Raw genomic sequence first — 15,221 nt, 5'->3', positions numbered from 1 at the left:
TTCAGCGTACGGGCGGGGGCCGGGAACGGAAGGGGATGTGCAGAACTGGCGGCCTTACGCGTTTATGGTGTGCCGCATGTTTCGTCTTGAGACAGAAGTCGACAAGGCCCGACGTGATCTGCTCCGCAGGCGGCTCCGGGACACGAACACCGCGGCCTCCCCGCACCTGCGGGCGCTGCGCGGAACCCCGGACGAACGCGAATCGCCTTTGCACGTGTGGGCGTTGGATGCGAACGGCGAGCTGGCCGGCGGCCTGGTCGGCCACACGTGGACGACCTGGCTGCACGTCACCTACCTGTGGGTCGACGACCGCCACCGGGGCGCCGGCCTCGGATCGCGGCTGCTGGCGCAGGCGGAACGCGTCGCCGCCGGCGAACGCGCCTGCACCGCCTCCCGCGTGGAGACCTGGGACTTCCAGGCCCCGGACTTCTACCGCAAACACGGCTACGAGGTGGTGTGCGTGATCCCCGACTACCCGCCGGGGATCACGGAGTTCACCCTGACGAAGCGGCTCGGCTGAGCGGCCCGACGGGACTGTCCGGCCGTTCCCGTCCGCTTCCCGGCGCCGCGGGACCGCCCACCGACGGACGGGACCGGCCGGGACTGCCTAGCGCATCCGCCGGGCCCCCGCCGAGGGCACCGCCTCGAAGACGCGGGGGGCCTTGAAGCCGGCCTGCGCGAACGCCTCCTCGACGGCCTTGGTGACGGCGAGGACGTCCGCCTCCTCCGCCAGGACGATGGCCGAGCCGCCGAAGCCGCCGCCGGTCATCCGGGCGCCCAGCGCGCCGGCCGTCAGGGCGGTGTCGACGACCAGGTCCAGCTCCGGGCAGGAGATGCGGAAGTCGTCGCGCAGCGAGGCGTGCCCCTCGACCAGCACCGGGCCGATGGCGCGGGTGTCGCCGGCCTCCAGCAGGGACACCACCCGCTCCACCCGCTCGTCCTCCGTCACCACGTGGCGGACCAGCCGGCGCACCTCCTCCTCGTCGCCCAGCCGCGCCAGCGCCGCGTCCAGGTCGGCGAACGGGACGTCGCGCAGGGCGTCGACGCCCAGCAGGGCCGCGCCCTTCTCGCAGCCCGCGCGGCGCTTGCCGTACTCGCCCTCGCTGTGGCTGTGCTTGACGCGGGTGTCGACGACGAGCAGCCGCATGCCCTCGGCGGCCAGGTCGAAGGGGATCTGCCGCTGGGAGAGGTCACGGGTGTCGAGGAACAGGGCGTGTCCGGCCTCGCAGCAGGCCGACGCCGTCTGGTCCATTATGCCGACGGGGGCGCCGACGTAGACGTTCTCCGCGCGCTGGCACAGCCGGGCCAGCTGCCAGCCGCGCAGGCCGAGCCCGAACAGGTCGTTCATCGCGAGCGCGACGACGACCTCCAGGGCGGCCGACGACGACAGGCCTGCACCGGACGGCACCGTCGAGGCGAGGTGGATGTCCGCGCCGGTGACCGCGTGCCCGGCCTCGCGCAGCGCCCACACCACGCCCGACGGGTAGGCGGTCCAGTTCTTGTCGGACTCGGGGGCGAGGGCGTCCACGGCCAGTTCCACGACCGGGCCGTCCACGTCGGCGGAGTGCAGCCGCAGTACGCCGTCCGTCCGGCGGGACACCGCCGCGACCACGGTGTGCGGCAGCGCGAACGGCATGACGAAGCCGTCGTTGTAGTCGGTGTGCTCGCCGATGAGGTTGACCCGGCCCGGTGCCGCCCACACCCCGTCCGGCGCGCCCCCGTACAACTGCTGGAACCGCTCGGCGACGGACTCCGCGACAACCTCGCTGGACTCGCTCATGCCCTGACCCCTGACCCTTCGTTGCGTTCTACTTGGCGCGCTGCTGCGCGAACTCCCATGCGTCCGCGACGATCCCCGTGAGGTCCGCGCGCGACGGGTTCCAGCCCAGCTTCTCGCGTGCCGTGTCGGCGGACGCCACCAGGACCGCCGGGTCGCCGCCCCGGCGCGGGGCCACCACCTCGGGGATCGGGTGCCCGGTGACCCGGCGGACGGTCTCGACGACCTCGCGGACGGAGAAGCCGTTGCCGTTGCCGAGGTTGCAGATCAGGTGCTCGCCCGGCGCGGCGGCGCGCAGCGCCAGCAGATGGGCGTCGGCCAGGTCGGCGACGTGGATGTAGTCGCGCACGCAGGTGCCGTCGGGCGTCGGGTAGTCGTCGCCGTAGACGGAGATGGCGTCGCGCCGGCCCTGGGCGACCTGGAGCACGAGCGGGATGAGGTGCGACTCGGGGTCGTGGCGCTCGCCGTACCGCCCGTAGGCGCCGGCCACGTTGAAGTAGCGCAGGGAGACCGCGCCCAGGCCGTGGGCCGCCGCCTCACCGGTGATCATGTGGTCGACGGCGAGCTTGGAGGCGCCGTAGGGGCTGGTGGGACGGGTCGGTGCGGACTCCGGGATCGGCACCTGCTCCGGCTCTCCGTACGTCGCCGCGGTGGAGGAGAACACCAGCCGGCGCACGCCCGCCTCGCGCATCGCGCCGAGCAGCGCCATGGTGCCGCCGACGTTGTTGTCCCAGTACTTCTCGGGCTTCACGACCGACTCGCCGACCTGTGAGAAGGCGGCGAAGTGCAGCACGCCGTCGAAGGACGGGTCCAGCCATTTGGCGGCGTCGCGGATGTCGCCCTCGATGAAGGAGGCGTCCGCGGGAACGGCCTCCCGGAAGCCCGTGGAGAGGTTGTCGAGGACGACGACCTCGTGACCGGCCTCGACCAGGTGCTGGGCGACGACGCTGCCGACGTATCCCGCGCCCCCGGTGACCAGGTACTTCCCGCTCATGAACTCGCTACCTCCCGCAGTCGCTCGGCCGCGCGCTCCGGCGGCACGTCGTTGATGAAGACGTTCATGCCGGACTCGGAGCCCGCGAGGAACTTCAGCTTGCCGGACGTGCGGCGGATGGTGAAAAGCTCCAGGTGCAGCGCGAAGTCGTCGCGCGTCACGCCCTCGAACTCCTCCAGCTGCCCGAACGGCGCCTGGTGCCAGGCCGCGATGTACGGCGTCGGAGGCTCACCTTCGCCGAAGATCCGATCGAAGCGCTTCAAGAGTTCCAGATAGACCTGGGGAAACTCTGTGCGCGCCGCCTCGTCCAGCGCGAGCAGGTCGGGCACGCGGCGCCGGGGGTAGAGGTGGACCTCGTAGGGCCAGTGCGCCGCGTACGGCACGAAGGCCACCCAGTGTTCACCCTCAAGGACGATCCGCTCGCCCGCCAGTTCCCGCTCCAGCACGGCGTCGAACAGGTTCTCCCCACCGGTCGCCTCCTTGTGCGCGGCCACTTGGCGCAGCATCAGGGCGGTGCGGGGGGTGGTGAAGGGGTAGGCGTAGATCTGCCCGTGCGGGTGCTGGAGGGTGACGCCGATCTCGGCGCCCCGGTTCTCGAAGCAGAAGACCTGTTCGACGGAGGGCAGATGCGACAGCTCGGAGGTGCGGTCCGTCCAGGCGTCGAGCACCAGCCGCGCCTGCTGTTCGCTCAGCCGGGCGAAGGAGGCGTGGTGGTCGGAGGTGAAGCAGACGACCTCGCACCGCCCCGAGTCCCCCGCCAGCGAGGGGAAGCGGTTCTCGAAGACGACCACGTCGTAGGAGGAGTCGGGGATCTCGCTCAGCCGGTCGCCCTCGGACGGGCACAGCGGGCACTCGTCGGCCGGCGGATGGTACGTGCGGCCCTGGCGGTGCGAGGCGATCGCGACGGAGTCGCCCAGCAGCGGGTCGCGGCGGATCTCGGACGTGGTGACGGTGGCGTCCAGCGGACGGCGGTCGACGGCGTCCCGGACGGTGTCGTCACCCAGGTCGTAGTAGATGAGCTCGCGACCGTCGGCCAGCCGGGTCGAGGTCTTCTTCACTGCCGTACTCCTCTGCACCCACCAGTCTTCCAACACAATCAAACATAACACGCCACAACCGACCAGTGAACGCCTCTGATCACAATCAAACAAAGAACATCACCAGGAGTGTTCAATTACTGAACACAGAGGCATAGGTTCCGCACCGGATCAGTTCGCGAACGAAGCGAGTGCTTATGCAAACCCCCACATATCTAGCTGCAGAGCTTCGACTCCCCACCAACTGGCTGGACTACACGATCCTCGGGATCTACTTCGTCGTGGTGCTCGGCATCGGCTTCGCCGCCCGCCGCTCGGTCAAAACCAGCCTGGACTTCTTCCTCTCGGGCCGCTCCCTGCCCGCCTGGGTCACCGGTCTGGCGTTCATCGCGGCCAACCTGGGCGCCACCGAGATCCTCGGCATGGCCGCCAACAGCGCCCAGTACGGCGTCTACACCACGCACTGGTACTGGATCGGCGCCATCCCGGCGATGGTCTTCCTCGGCCTGGTGATGATGCCCTTCTACTACGGCAGCAAGGTCCGCTCGGTCCCCGAGTTCCTGCTGCTGCGCTTCGACAAGGCGGCCCACCTGCTCAGCTCGGTCCTCTTCGCGGCCGCCGCCATCCTCATCGCCGGCGTCAACCTGTACGCCCTGGCGATCGTCGTCGAGGCCCTTCTGGGCTGGCCGCAGTGGGTGGCGATCGTCGTCGCCGGCTTCTTCGTGCTGGCCTACATCACCCTGGGCGGCCTGTCCTCGGCGATCTACAACGAGGTCCTGCAGTTCTTCGTCATCCTGGCCGCGCTCATCCCGATCACGGTGCTGGGCCTGAAGAGCGTCGGCGGCTGGGACGGCCTGTCCGACTCCCTCACGGCCTCGCGCGGCGGCGACTTCATGACGTCGTGGGGCGGAACCGGCATCGGCAGTGACAACCCGCTCGGCGCCAACTGGCTGACCATCGTCCTCGGTCTCGGTTTCGTCCTCTCCTTCGGCTACTGGACGACCAACTTCGCCGAGGTGCAGCGCGCCCTGTCCGCGAGAAACCTCTCGGCGGCCCAGCGCACCCCGCTGATCGCCGCGTTCCCGAAGATCTTCATCGTCTTCCTGGTGATGATCCCGGGCCTGGTCGCAGCGGTCCTGGTGCCCAAGATCGGCACCGCCGACTCCGACCTCCAGTACAACGACGCCATCCCGTACCTGATGGAGCAGCTGCTGCCCAACGGTGTCCTGGGCATCGCCGTGACCGGTCTGCTGGCCGCGTTCATGGCGGGCATGGCGGCCAACGTCTCCTCCTTCAACACCGTCTTCACCACCGACATCTGGGCGAAGTACGTGGTGAAGCACCGCGAGGACGCGTACTACGTCCGCTTCGGCCGCCTGATCACGGCGATCGGCGTGCTCGCCTCCATCGGCACGGCGTTCCTGGCCAGCTCCTTCTCCAACATCATGAGCTACCTCCAGACGCTGTTCTCCTTCTTCAACGTCCCGATGTTCGTGGTCTTCATCATCGGCATGTTCTGGAAGCGGGCGTCGATGAAGTCCGGCTTCTGGGGCCTGATCGCGGGCACCACGGCGGCGATGCTGAACTACTTCTGGATCTACAAGCAGGGCATCGTCGACATCCCCTCCGACCAGGGCGCCAACTTCGTGTCCGCGATCGCGGGCTTCGTCGCGGGCGCGGTGGTCATGGTCGCCGTGTCCCTCTTCACCGCCCCCAAACCCGCCGACGAACTCCAGGGCCTGGTCTACGGCACCCGCTCCCCCGGTATGGCCGAGCCGCCCGCGGAGGGCGACGACGCCTGGTACCGCAAGCCGGCACTGCTCGGCTGGGGCGCGGTGGTCCTGGCCGCCGCCTGCTACATCCCGTTCTCGTTCTGACCGCGGGAGGATGGAGAGACCATGTCAGAGCACTACTCCGAGCGCGACCTCCAGCGTGAGATCACCGACCTGGAGACCAAGTCGGCGACGGCCGCCCGCCTCTTCGACATCCGTCGCATCATCGGCGGACTGTTCGTCGTGTACGGCGTGATCGTCACGATCGCCGGCTTCACCGCCTCCGACGCCGACATCAAAAAGGCCGAGGGCGTGAACATCAACCTGTGGACGGGCCTGGGGATGCTGGTCCTCGGCCTGCTGTTCCTCCTCTGGCTGAAGCTGAGGCCGACGGCTCCGCCACCACCGGACGCGATCCCCGAGGAACGGAAGGAGTAGTTCCCGCAGCCCGGCACCCACGGCGTGCCGGGCTCTGGTGCGAACCGACCGGATTGCGCAGCCCGGCGCCTGGGTGGAACCGGCGGGCAATTGCGCACCCCAGCGCCCACGCGTTGCCGCCGCGCCCACCCTCCCCCACTCTCGGCTTCGCTCGAGCGGGGGGGGGGACCCCCATCGCCCCAGCGACACGACCGCCCGCAGCGGCGGCGTCAGGCGACCGCCCGCAGTGGCGCGTACGGCGTGGAGGGGTCGGGGCGGGGGTGTTCGCCCGCAGTGGCTGGCGCGCCCCCGCCCCCGCCTCTCAAGCCCCCCATTCCGCGCCAGTCCGAGGACGGACCCCCCCGACCCGGCCCCGACCCACCCACCCCCCGTAGGCGCCACGCCCGCCCCCACCGAAGCCGCGCAGGCACCGCAGGTCTCCCCGCCCGAGCCCCGACCGTCCGACCGTCCCCGTCCAACCGCCCCCGGGTCCGACCGACGTCAGCCGACCGGACCCGCCCGATCCAGCAACCCCGTCCGCGCGGCCAGCGCCGCCGCCTCCAACCGCGACCCCACCCCCAGCTTCATCAGCACCCGCTGCACATGCGTCCGCGCCGTCGACGCCGCGATGCCCATCCCCGCCGCGATCAGCCGCGTGTCCTCCCCCTCGGCCACCCGCACCAGCACCTCCACCTCCCGAGGCGTCAGCATGTGCAGCAGCCGCTGCCCCTCGTCGTCCGGCTGCGCCACGGGATTCAGCAGCTCACCGAACGCACCCTGCAACAACTGCGGCGCCACCGCCACCTCCCCCGCCCGCGCCTTCATGATCGCCCGCTCGACGCCCTCGATGCGTTCGTCGTGCCGCACGTATCCCGACGCCCCCGACGCGAACGCCGCCGCGATCCCCCGCGGCGACGGCACCGGCCCCAGCACCACCACCGCCACCTGCGGCCGCTCCCGCTTGATCTTCACGATCGGATCGAACGTCCCCGGCTCCGCCGGCGCCGCCGTCCCCAGCAGACACACCTCCGGCGCCCTGCTGATCACCAGGTCCGCCGCCCCCACCGCCGGCGCGGCCGCGGCCAGCACCCGGTGTCCCCGCAGCTTCAGCGCCGAGGCCAACGCCTCGGCGAGCAGTCGGTGGTCGTCGACCACCATCAGCCGCACTCCCATCGAACAACCAACCCCCCAGACCGCGCGCACCCCCTGTGCGCCGCACCCCGGGTCCCGACTCCCCGAGGATGCCCACGGAAGCTACACGCTGCTTCGCCGTAGCGCTGCCCCTACCGGCGAGAATCGCCCCCTGATCGCCGAAATTCTCGTATTCCGCAGCGCCGGGCACAGCAGTCGCGATACGCCTGCGGCCCCGTCCCTGACCGGGACGGGGCCGCACACAACACATACCGAACGAACGATCAGCCGGTACCGAAAGCGATCACCAGATACTCCTCGTCCGAACTGGAGAAGTCACTGGCGTACACCCCCGACATGTACAGACCGCCCTGCGCGTAGAGGATCTCGGCGTAGTCCGGCAGCATCCGCGTCTCCACGTTCCGCACGGCCTCCGTCGCCGGGTTCTCCATCAGCGTCGTCTGCTTGAAGGACGCACCGTCGATGCTCACGATCTGCCCGCCCTTGTCGTAGGGCGGACGCTTGTACGCCAGTACGTTGCCGCCGTCCATCCGCAGCGGGGTGAGCTGGTAGCCGTCGCCCGCGTCGGCGCGCTGTCCCGTCTGCTTTCCGGTCGACAGGTCGAAGGCGACGACCTCGTTGGTCTGGCTGTACTCGCCGGTGCCCTCGTGCTCCTCGGTCGGGATGTACAGCCGGTCGTTGCCGACGGCGAGTCCGCTGCACTTCTCGATCCTGGTGATGATGTCGCAGCGGGCCGCGAACTCCTCACCCGGCGCGGAGATGCGCGTGCGCAGCTTGCCGGTCTTGTTGTCGATGGAGAAGAAGTCCGAGATGCCGCTGCCGTCGCCCGCGGTGTCGCCGACGTCGGCGGCCACGACCAGGGGTTCGGTGGACACGATGCCCGCGTACTCGATGCCTTCGTCCATCTTGTACTCGGAGACGACCTTGCCGGACTTGGGGTCGATGGTCTGGATGTGCAGCTGGCGCTGCTCGTAGGTGCCGCACTTGCGGACCGCGACCAGTTTCGCGCCGCCGCCGTACCCGGCGTCGTAGCAGGCGTCGGACGTCTTGGGCGCCCAGAGCTGCTTGCCGGAGGCGACCTCCCAGGCGGCGCCGCCGCTGGTGCTGCCCGCGGCGACCGTGCCGCCGCTGATGGTGACGTTGTTGAAGCTGATCGGCATGGTCCCGGACTTGGCGGTCTTGGTCCACACCTCCTCGCCGGCGGCCAGGTCGATCAGTGCGACGTTCGTGCAGCGCTGGGGGTCGTCCTTGGTCGGCATGGCCGGCTTGTAGATGACGGCCGTCTTGTTGTCGTCGGTGACGTGGGCGGTGGCTTCGCAGACCGGGCCGGGCAGGTCGATCGTCCACTTCTTGGTGCCCTTGGCACGGTCGTAGCCGACGATCTCGGCGATGCCGCTCTTGGCGTACACGGTGTCGGTCAGCCAGGACCCGGAGGTGGAGATGGTGCTGCTGCCCTTGGGGACCTTGGGTGCGGGTACCTGGAACAGCACCTTGGAGGCGGTGTCGGCGGGGGCCTTCTCCTTGGCGCCGGTGGAACCGCCGCCGGCGTCACCGCCCTTGGTGTCGCCGCCGGTGCCGCCGGTTTCCGCGGTGGTCTGCTTGTCGTCGTCCTTGCCGGACGACGAGGCGTACCAGACGCCTCCGCCGACGATCAGGGCGATGGCCACGACCGCCGCGACGACGATGCCCATCTGCGCGCTGAACTTCCGTCCGCCGCCGGGCTGTCCGGGCTGCGGTTGCATCGGCATGGTCGGCGGCTGCGGATACCCGTACCCGGGCTGCCCGTATCCGGGCTGGCCGTATGCGGGCTGACCGTATCCGGGCTGGCCGTACCCGGGCTGCCCCTGCGCACCCGGCTGCTGCGGCTGCCCATAAGGCCCGGACGGCTGAGGCTGCTGCTGCGGCTGCTGCCCGGGATATCCGTACCCGGCGGCCGGCGTGGGCGGCTGCTGCGGGTACCCGTACCCGGGTCCCTGCGGAGCCGACGGCCCGGCCGCGGGCGGCGGGGTCCCCGGCGGCCCGGCCGGAGGGGTCTGCGGTGCCTGCGGGTAGCCGTACCCGGGCTCGGGGTTCTTGCTGAGGTCGGGCCCGCTCGGGGCCCCGGACGGCTGGGCGGGCGGCTGGGCGGGCGGCTGCTGCTGGGAGGAGGGGTCCTGCGGCGGCCCGAACCCGGGCTGCTGCGGGGGCTGGTTCGGCGGCGGTGGCGGCTGAGTCATGGCGTGTGCACCTCGGAGAAGGGACGGCGGGCGGCGGGGAAGCGAGGAGGACGGAGCGGGACCGGGTGCCTCACTTGCCGTAGGCGAGCATCAACTTCTCCTTCGACTCGTCGTTGCCGGTGAGCCGGGTGGTGGAGATGTAGAAGCGCCCGTCGACCCAGTCGATGGACCTGCTGAAGAAGCTGTTCTCGATGTCGGCGACGCCCTGCGGGTTCTGCATCAGCTCGACCGGCTTGTGGCTGCTGCCGCCGACGGGGAGGGACACGACCTGGCCGCCGGAGTCGTACGAGGGCTCCACGTAGGCGATGAGGTTGCCGCCCTCGACCTTCATGGGCACCATCGAGTCCTCCACCGGGGACTTCTGGCGCCAGCGCTCCTTGCCGTTGTCGAGGCTGATCGCGACGATCTCGTTGGCGCCGGTGGTCGCCTCGGTGGGCAGGTAGAGGGTGTTGGCGTCGACGGCGACGCCCTCGCAGCCCTGGAGGTCGCGGGCGAGGACGGCCCAGCCGCAGCCGGGGGCGAAGTTCTCGTCGACGGAGACCTGCGAGCGCACCTTGCCGCCGGCGGTGAAGGCGGCGATGTTCCAGACCTTCTTGTCGCCGTCCTCTTCCTTGGTGGCGTAGAGGACGAGCGGGTCGACGGAGTAGGCCCGCTCGATCCGCCAGCCCTTCTCGTACGCGTAGGTCCACTTGACCTTGCCGGTGGCGGGGTCGAGTTCGCGGACCTCGTCGTGCTCGTTGTTGCCGCCGGCGCCGCAGGAGGCGACCTGGATCAGCCGCTTCCCGCCGGCGAAGGCGGCGGGGAAGCAGGCGTCGCCGTACTTCCGGGAGTCGAACAGCTTGTCGCCGGTGCGCATGTCGTACGCCGTGCCGGACTGCGAGCGGCCCACCATGAGGGTGTTGCCGGCGAGGGACATCTCGATGGACAGCACAGAGTCGAACAGTGCGCCGTCGGCGACTTCCTGGGTCCAGCCCTTCTCGCCGGTGTTGAGGTCGACGAGCTGGAGCTGGTTGCACTTGGCGCGGTCGCTGCTGCCGCTCATGTGCGCGACGACGATTCTGTCGTCGGACGTCTTGTCCTGGGTGACGGCGCAGATCTTCTGCGGGAAGGCGATGGCCTCCCAGGCGGGCTTGCCGTCGGTGACGTTGTAGGCGGAGAGTTCCTTGTAGGCCGCCTTCACCGCCACCTTGTCGGTGATCCACATGCCGGGGGCGTCGGCGCCGGAACCGGGCGCGTCGGGCGCCTCCTTGTACCAGAGCACCTTCGACTCGCCTGCCTTGCGGCCCTTGTTGAGGTCCTCGGGGTCCTCGCCGCCGTCGCCGCTGCCGTCGCCAGGGTTGACCGGGGCGCCGGAGCCGTTCGGTGCGGGGTCGTCGGACCCTTGGGCGACGGGTTTGTCGTCCTTGCCGCTGTCGCTGTCGCCGGAGACGGCCCACACGGTGCCGCCGATCACCAGCAGCGCGGCCACCGCGGCACCGACGACCAGGGCGGGCTTGCCCTTGAAGGGGTTGCGGGAGCCGGAGCCGCCGGGCGGGGTGCCGGGCGCGCCGGGGAACTGCGGCTGCTGCGGGTAGCCGTACCCGGGCTGTCCGTACGGGCCGGGCTGCTGCGGCTGTCCGTACGGGCCCGGCTGCTGCGGCTGCCCGTAGGGGCCGGGGGCGTAGGACCCGGAGGCGTACGGGCCGGGCTGCTGCGGAGGCTGCTGCTGCGGGTAGCCGTACCCGGGCTGCGGCGGGCCGGCCGGCGGTCCTTGCGGCGTGCCCTGCGGGGGCGGTGGGGTCTGCGGAGCGCCGAACCCACCGCCCGGCGGCGGTTCCTGAGGTGCTCCGAAGCCACCGTGCGGCGGCTGGTTGGGCGGCTGAGTCATCAGCGCGTTCCCCCTTACTCACTGATTTTTAGCCACGCCCTGAGGTGCGTGATGAACCCGTGGTCGTCTTCAGACAGTTCTCAGACGGCTCTTTCTATCACCCGGTGCGGACAGGCCACCGGGCCGTGTCCTGCCCTGTTCCCAAGGGAGGACCGGCCCGTGATGAGCCCGTTACGCGCCTTCACGCCCTCTCCACGCAACGCACGCCCCCGGTGCGCTTCCGGGAGTGCGGCTCAGGCGTCCTCCGCCAGTTCCAGCCAGGTCAGTTCGAGTTCCTCACGCCGGCCGGCCAGCTCCCGCAGTTCGGCGTCGAGTTCGGCGACCTTCGCGAAGTCGGTGGCGTGCTCGGCGATGGCGGCGTGCAGCTTGGTCTCCTTCTCGGAGATCTTGTCCAGCTGGCGTTCGATCTTCTGCAGTTCCTTCTTGGCGGCGCGCTGGTCGGCGGCGCTCCTCTCCGGCGTCGCGCTCTGCGCGGCGGCGGCCGGGACGGCGGCCGCGGCGGCGGCCTCCTCCATCCGCTTGCGCCGCTCCAGGTACTCGTCGATCCCGCGCGGCAGCATCCGCAGGGTGCCGTCGCCGAGGAGGGCGAACACGCGGTCGGTGGTGCGCTCGACGAAGAACCGGTCGTGGGAGATGACGATCATCGAGCCGGGCCAGCCGTCGAGGAGGTCCTCGAGCTGGGTGAGGGTCTCGATGTCGAGGTCGTTGGTGGGCTCGTCGAGGAAGAGGACGTTGGGTTCGTCCATGAGCAGGCGCAGCAGCTGGAGCCGGCGCCGCTCACCGCCGGAGAGGTCGCCGACCGGCGTCCACTGCTTCTCCTTGTTGAACCCGAACGTCTCGCACAGCTGCCCGGCGGTCATCTCGCGCCCCTTGCCGAGGTCGACGCGCTCGCGCACCTGCTGCACGGCCTGCAACACCCGCCATTCCGGGTCGAGTTCGGCGACCTCCTGGGAGAGGTAGGCGAGCTTGACCGTCCTGCCGACGCGGACCTGCCCGGCCGCGGGCTGGACCTCGCCCTCGCTCCTGGCGGCGTCGGCGAGCGCCCGCAGCAGGGACGTCTTGCCCGCCCCGTTGACGCCGACGAGACCGATGCGGTCACCGGGCCCGAGCTGCCAGGTGATGTGCTTCAGCAGCACCTTGGGCCCGGCCTGGACGGTGACGTCCTCCAGGTCGAACACGGTCTTGCCGAGCCGGGACGACGCGAACTTCATCAGCTCGCTGCTGTCGCGGGGCGGCGGTACGTCCGCGATCAGCTCGTTGGCGGCTTCGACGCGGAAGCGCGGCTTGGACGTCCGTGCGGGGGCGCCGCGGCGCAGCCAGGCCAGCTCCTTGCGGACCAGGTTCTGCCGCTTGGCCTCCTCGGTGGCGGCGATGCGTTCCCGTTCGGCGCGGGCGAAGACGTAGTCGGAGTAGCCGCCCTCGTACTCGTAGACGCTGCCGCGCTGCACGTCCCACATGCGGGTGCAGACCTGGTCGAGGAACCAGCGGTCGTGGGTGACGCACACGAGCGCGGACCGGCGGTTGCGCAGGTGCTCGGCGAGCCAGGCGATGCCCTCGACGTCGAGGTGGTTGGTCGGCTCGTCGAGGACGATCAGGTCCTGCTCCTCGATGAGCAGTTTGGCGAGCGCGATGCGCCGCCGCTCACCGCCGGACAGCGGGCCGATGACGGTGTCCAGGCCCTTGGGGAATCCGGGCAGGTCGAGTCCGCCGAAGAGTCCGGTCAGGACGTCCCTGACCTTGGCGTTGCCCGCCCATTCGTGGTCGGCCATGTCGCCGATGACCTCGTGCCGGACGGTGGCCTCGGGGTCGAGGGAGTCGTGCTGGGTGAGCACGCCGAGCCGCAGCCCGCCGGAGTGGGTCACGCGCCCGGTGTCGGCCTCCTCCAGCCGGGCGAGCATCCGGATGAGCGTGGTCTTGCCGTCTCCGTTGCGTCCCACCACCCCGATCCGGTCCCCTTCGGAAACGCCGAGGGAAATGCCGTCGAGCAGGGCACGGGTGCCGTACACCTTGCTGACGTTCTCGACATTGACCAGGTTGACGGCCATTTCTCTCCTGCCAGGGGGGATGGGTCGATCCTCCAGGGTAGTCGGGCGGCGGACCGCTCCGGCGGGGGTGCTCGGGAGGGCCCGGCGGCCTCCCGTTCACTCGGCAGAACGGCCCCCGGCGTCTCCGGGTCGTCCCGGGCGTCCCCGGACGTCCCGGACGTCCCGCCGGTCAGCGTCCGGTGACCGTCGCCCCGGGCGCGGGCCCGGACGCCGTCCGTACGGACCGGCAGGTACCGGAGGCCGCCAGGGCCCGCTCCACCGCGGCCGCCGACTCCGGATCGCGCACGAGGAACGCCGTGGTCGGGCCGGAGCCGGACACCAGCGCGGCCAGGGCTCCCGCCTCGCGGCCGGCCGCGAGGGTGCCGGCGAGTTCCGGGAAGAGGGAGAGGGCGGCGGGCTGGAGGTCGTTGGTGACGGTGGCGGCGAGTGCGTCGGCGTCGCCCTTGGCGAGGGCGGCGATCAGCTCCTGGGAGGCCACGGGCTCCGGGACGTGCCGTCCCTCGGCGAGCCGGTCGAACTCCCGGAACACCGCCGGGGTGGACAGGCCGCGCGAGGCCATGGCGAACACCCAGTGGAAGGTGCCGCCGGTCTCCAGCGGCGTCAGCCGCTCACCCCGCCCGGTGCCGAGGGCGGCCCCGCCGACCAGGCTGAACGGCACGTCGCTGCCCAGTTCGGCGCAGATGTCGAGGAGTTCCTCGCGCGAGGCGCCGGTTCCCCACAGGGTGTCGCAGGCGAGGAGGGCGCCCGCGCCGTCCGCGCTGCCGCCCGCCATGCCGCCGGCGACGGGGATGTCCTTGGCGATGTGGATGTGGACGTCCGCGCTCCGGCCGTACCGGTCGGCGAGGAGCAGGGCGGCGCGGGCGGCGAGGTTGGTGCGGTCCAGCGGGACCTGGCCGGCGTCGGGGCCCTCGCAGGTGATGCGGAGTCCGTCGGCGGAGGGCGTCACGGTGACCTCGTCGTACAGGCCGACCGCGAGGAACACGTTGGCCAGGTCGTGGAAGCCGTCCGGGCGGGCGGCGCCGACCGCCAGCTGGACGTTGACCTTGGCGGGGACGCGGACGGTGACGCTCACGCGGTGCGCTCCTTGTGCTCGGCGATGCGCGCGAACTCCTCGACGGTCAGGGACTCGCCCCGGGCCTGCGGCGACACCCCGGCCGCGACCAGAGCGGCCTCGGCCGCCGCGGCGGAGCCGGCCCAGCCGGCGAGCGCGGCCCGCAGGGTCTTGCGGCGCTGGGCGAAGGCGGCGTCGACGACGGCGAACACCTCGCGCCGGGAGGCGGTGGTCTTCAGCGGCTCGGTACGGCGGACCAGGGAGACCAGTCCGCTGTCGACGTTGGGCGCCGGCCAGAAGACGTTCCGCCCGATGGCGCCGGCCCGCTTGACCTCGGCGTACCAGTTGGCCTTGACCGAGGGCACGCCGTACACCTTCGAGCCGGGCGCGGCGGCGAGCCGGTCGGCGACCTCCGACTGGACCATGACGAGGGTGCGCTCGATGCTCGGGAAGCTTTCGAGCATGTGCAGCAGCACCGGGACGGCCACGTTGTAGGGGAGGTTCGCGACCAGGGCGGTCGGGGCCGGTCCCGGCAGTTCGGTGACGTGCATCGCGTCGGAGTGGACCAGCGCGAACCGGTCGGCGCGCCCGGGCATGCGCGCGGCGATGGTGGCGGGCAGCGCGGCGGCGAGGACGTCGTCGATCTCCACGGCGGTGACCCGGTCGGCGACCTCCAGCAGCGCCAGCGTCAGCGAGCCGAGGCCCGGGCCGACCTCGACGACCGTGTCGTCGGGGCGGACCTCGGCGGTGCGGACGATACGGCGGACGGTGTTGGCGTCGATGACGAAGTTCTGGCCGCGCTGCTTGGTGGGCCGTACGCCGAGGGCGGCCGCCAGTTCACGGACGTCGGCAGGGCCCAGCAGGGCGTCGGGGGTGGGGCTGGTCACGGGACA

At 71.1% G+C, this 15,221-nt stretch carries 12 protein-coding genes; 3 read left to right on the top strand and 9 right to left on the bottom strand.

The features are described 5' to 3' along the window. The first annotated feature begins 64 nt into the window (after nt 1–64). A complete protein-coding gene (locus FGW31_RS20400) occupies nt 65–520 on the top strand; it encodes a GNAT family N-acetyltransferase (RefSeq protein ID WP_182674958.1) in 456 nt (151 codons plus the stop codon). Nucleotides 521–607: 87 nt separating this feature from the next. On the opposite strand, the gene galK is transcribed toward FGW31_RS20400, so the two are convergent. From galK to galT, 3 genes are read right to left on the bottom strand one after another with little or no spacing between them, the layout of a single operon-like run. Beyond that, nucleotides 608–1,780 (bottom strand): galactokinase, encoded by a 1,173-nt coding sequence (gene galK, locus FGW31_RS20395; RefSeq protein WP_142194871.1) that lies wholly within the window; start codon nt 1,778–1,780, stop codon nt 608–610. Nucleotides 1,781–1,808: 28 nt separating this feature from the next. Then, nucleotides 1,809–2,771 (bottom strand): UDP-glucose 4-epimerase GalE, encoded by a 963-nt coding sequence (gene galE / locus FGW31_RS20390; RefSeq protein ID WP_142194870.1) that lies wholly within the window; start codon nt 2,769–2,771, stop codon nt 1,809–1,811. Beyond that, entirely contained in the window at nt 2,768–3,829 is a 1,062-nt protein-coding gene (gene galT / locus FGW31_RS20385) for a galactose-1-phosphate uridylyltransferase (RefSeq protein ID WP_142194869.1), read from the bottom strand. Before galT ends, galE begins: the two co-directional genes overlap by 4 nt. Before the next feature lie 176 nt (nt 3,830–4,005). Here galT and FGW31_RS20380 point away from each other — a divergent pair, with 176 nt between their 5' ends. Beyond that, the gene (locus FGW31_RS20380; RefSeq protein WP_142194868.1) at nt 4,006–5,685 is read left to right on the top strand and encodes a sodium:solute symporter family protein; all 1,680 of its coding nucleotides are present in this window, start codon (nt 4,006–4,008) and stop codon (nt 5,683–5,685) included. 21 nt (nt 5,686–5,706) lie between these two features. Beyond that, nucleotides 5,707–6,018, top strand: coding sequence for a hypothetical protein (locus FGW31_RS20375; protein WP_142194867.1), 312 nt, complete (start codon nt 5,707–5,709; stop codon nt 6,016–6,018). Nucleotides 6,019–6,498: 480 nt separating this feature from the next. Here the strand turns inward: FGW31_RS20375 and FGW31_RS20370 are convergent, their stop codons facing one another. From FGW31_RS20370 to rsmA, 6 genes are all read right to left on the bottom strand, one after another. Continuing rightward, nucleotides 6,499–7,170, bottom strand: coding sequence for a helix-turn-helix transcriptional regulator (locus tag FGW31_RS20370; protein WP_142194866.1), 672 nt, complete (start codon nt 7,168–7,170; stop codon nt 6,499–6,501). 242 nt (nt 7,171–7,412) lie between these two features. Continuing rightward, nucleotides 7,413–9,365, bottom strand: a complete 1,953-nt coding sequence (locus tag FGW31_RS20365) for an outer membrane protein assembly factor BamB family protein (protein WP_142194865.1) — start codon at nt 9,363–9,365, stop codon at nt 7,413–7,415. 70 nt (nt 9,366–9,435) lie between these two features. Then, entirely contained in the window at nt 9,436–11,232 is a 1,797-nt protein-coding gene (locus tag FGW31_RS20360; protein WP_142194864.1) for an outer membrane protein assembly factor BamB family protein, read from the bottom strand. A gap of 233 nt (nt 11,233–11,465) precedes the next feature. Then, nucleotides 11,466–13,277 (bottom strand): ABC-F family ATP-binding cassette domain-containing protein, encoded by a 1,812-nt coding sequence (locus FGW31_RS20355; protein ID WP_142194863.1) that lies wholly within the window; start codon nt 13,275–13,277, stop codon nt 11,466–11,468. 169 nt (nt 13,278–13,446) lie between these two features. After that, the gene (locus tag FGW31_RS20350) at nt 13,447–14,349 is read right to left on the bottom strand and encodes a 4-(cytidine 5'-diphospho)-2-C-methyl-D-erythritol kinase (protein ID WP_142194862.1); all 903 of its coding nucleotides are present in this window, start codon (nt 14,347–14,349) and stop codon (nt 13,447–13,449) included. Beyond that, nucleotides 14,346–15,215, bottom strand: a complete 870-nt coding sequence (rsmA, locus tag FGW31_RS20345) for a 16S rRNA (adenine(1518)-N(6)/adenine(1519)-N(6))-dimethyltransferase RsmA (protein ID WP_142194861.1) — start codon at nt 15,213–15,215, stop codon at nt 14,346–14,348. Before rsmA ends, FGW31_RS20350 begins: the two co-directional genes overlap by 4 nt. Nucleotides 15,216–15,221 lie beyond the last annotated feature (6 nt).

Source organism: Streptomyces calvus, assembly GCF_006782915.1.
Classification (GTDB): domain Bacteria; phylum Actinomycetota; class Actinomycetes; order Streptomycetales; family Streptomycetaceae; genus Streptomyces; species Streptomyces calvus.
Note: the sequence above shows the minus strand (reverse complement) of the source record. Positions and strands in the feature narration are given on the sequence as shown.

What these genes read in the sequence shown, in the direction of transcription:
- FGW31_RS20400 (WP_182674958.1), top strand. Translation starts at nt 65, where the DNA reads ATGGTGTGCCGCATGTTTCGTCTTGAGACAGAAGTCGACAAGGCCCGA.
- galK (WP_142194871.1), bottom strand. Translation starts at nt 1,780, where the DNA reads ATGAGCGAGTCCAGCGAGGTTGTCGCGGAGTCCGTCGCCGAGCGGTTC.
- galE (WP_142194870.1), bottom strand. Translation starts at nt 2,771, where the DNA reads ATGAGCGGGAAGTACCTGGTCACCGGGGGCGCGGGATACGTCGGCAGC.
- FGW31_RS20380 (WP_142194868.1), top strand. Translation starts at nt 4,006, where the DNA reads ATGCAAACCCCCACATATCTAGCTGCAGAGCTTCGACTCCCCACCAAC.
- FGW31_RS20375 (WP_142194867.1), top strand. Translation starts at nt 5,707, where the DNA reads ATGTCAGAGCACTACTCCGAGCGCGACCTCCAGCGTGAGATCACCGAC.
- FGW31_RS20370 (WP_142194866.1), bottom strand. Translation starts at nt 7,170, where the DNA reads ATGGGAGTGCGGCTGATGGTGGTCGACGACCACCGACTGCTCGCCGAG.
- FGW31_RS20365 (WP_142194865.1), bottom strand. Translation starts at nt 9,365, where the DNA reads ATGACTCAGCCGCCACCGCCGCCGAACCAGCCCCCGCAGCAGCCCGGG.
- FGW31_RS20360 (WP_142194864.1), bottom strand. Translation starts at nt 11,232, where the DNA reads ATGACTCAGCCGCCCAACCAGCCGCCGCACGGTGGCTTCGGAGCACCT.
- FGW31_RS20355 (WP_142194863.1), bottom strand. Translation starts at nt 13,277, where the DNA reads ATGGCCGTCAACCTGGTCAATGTCGAGAACGTCAGCAAGGTGTACGGC.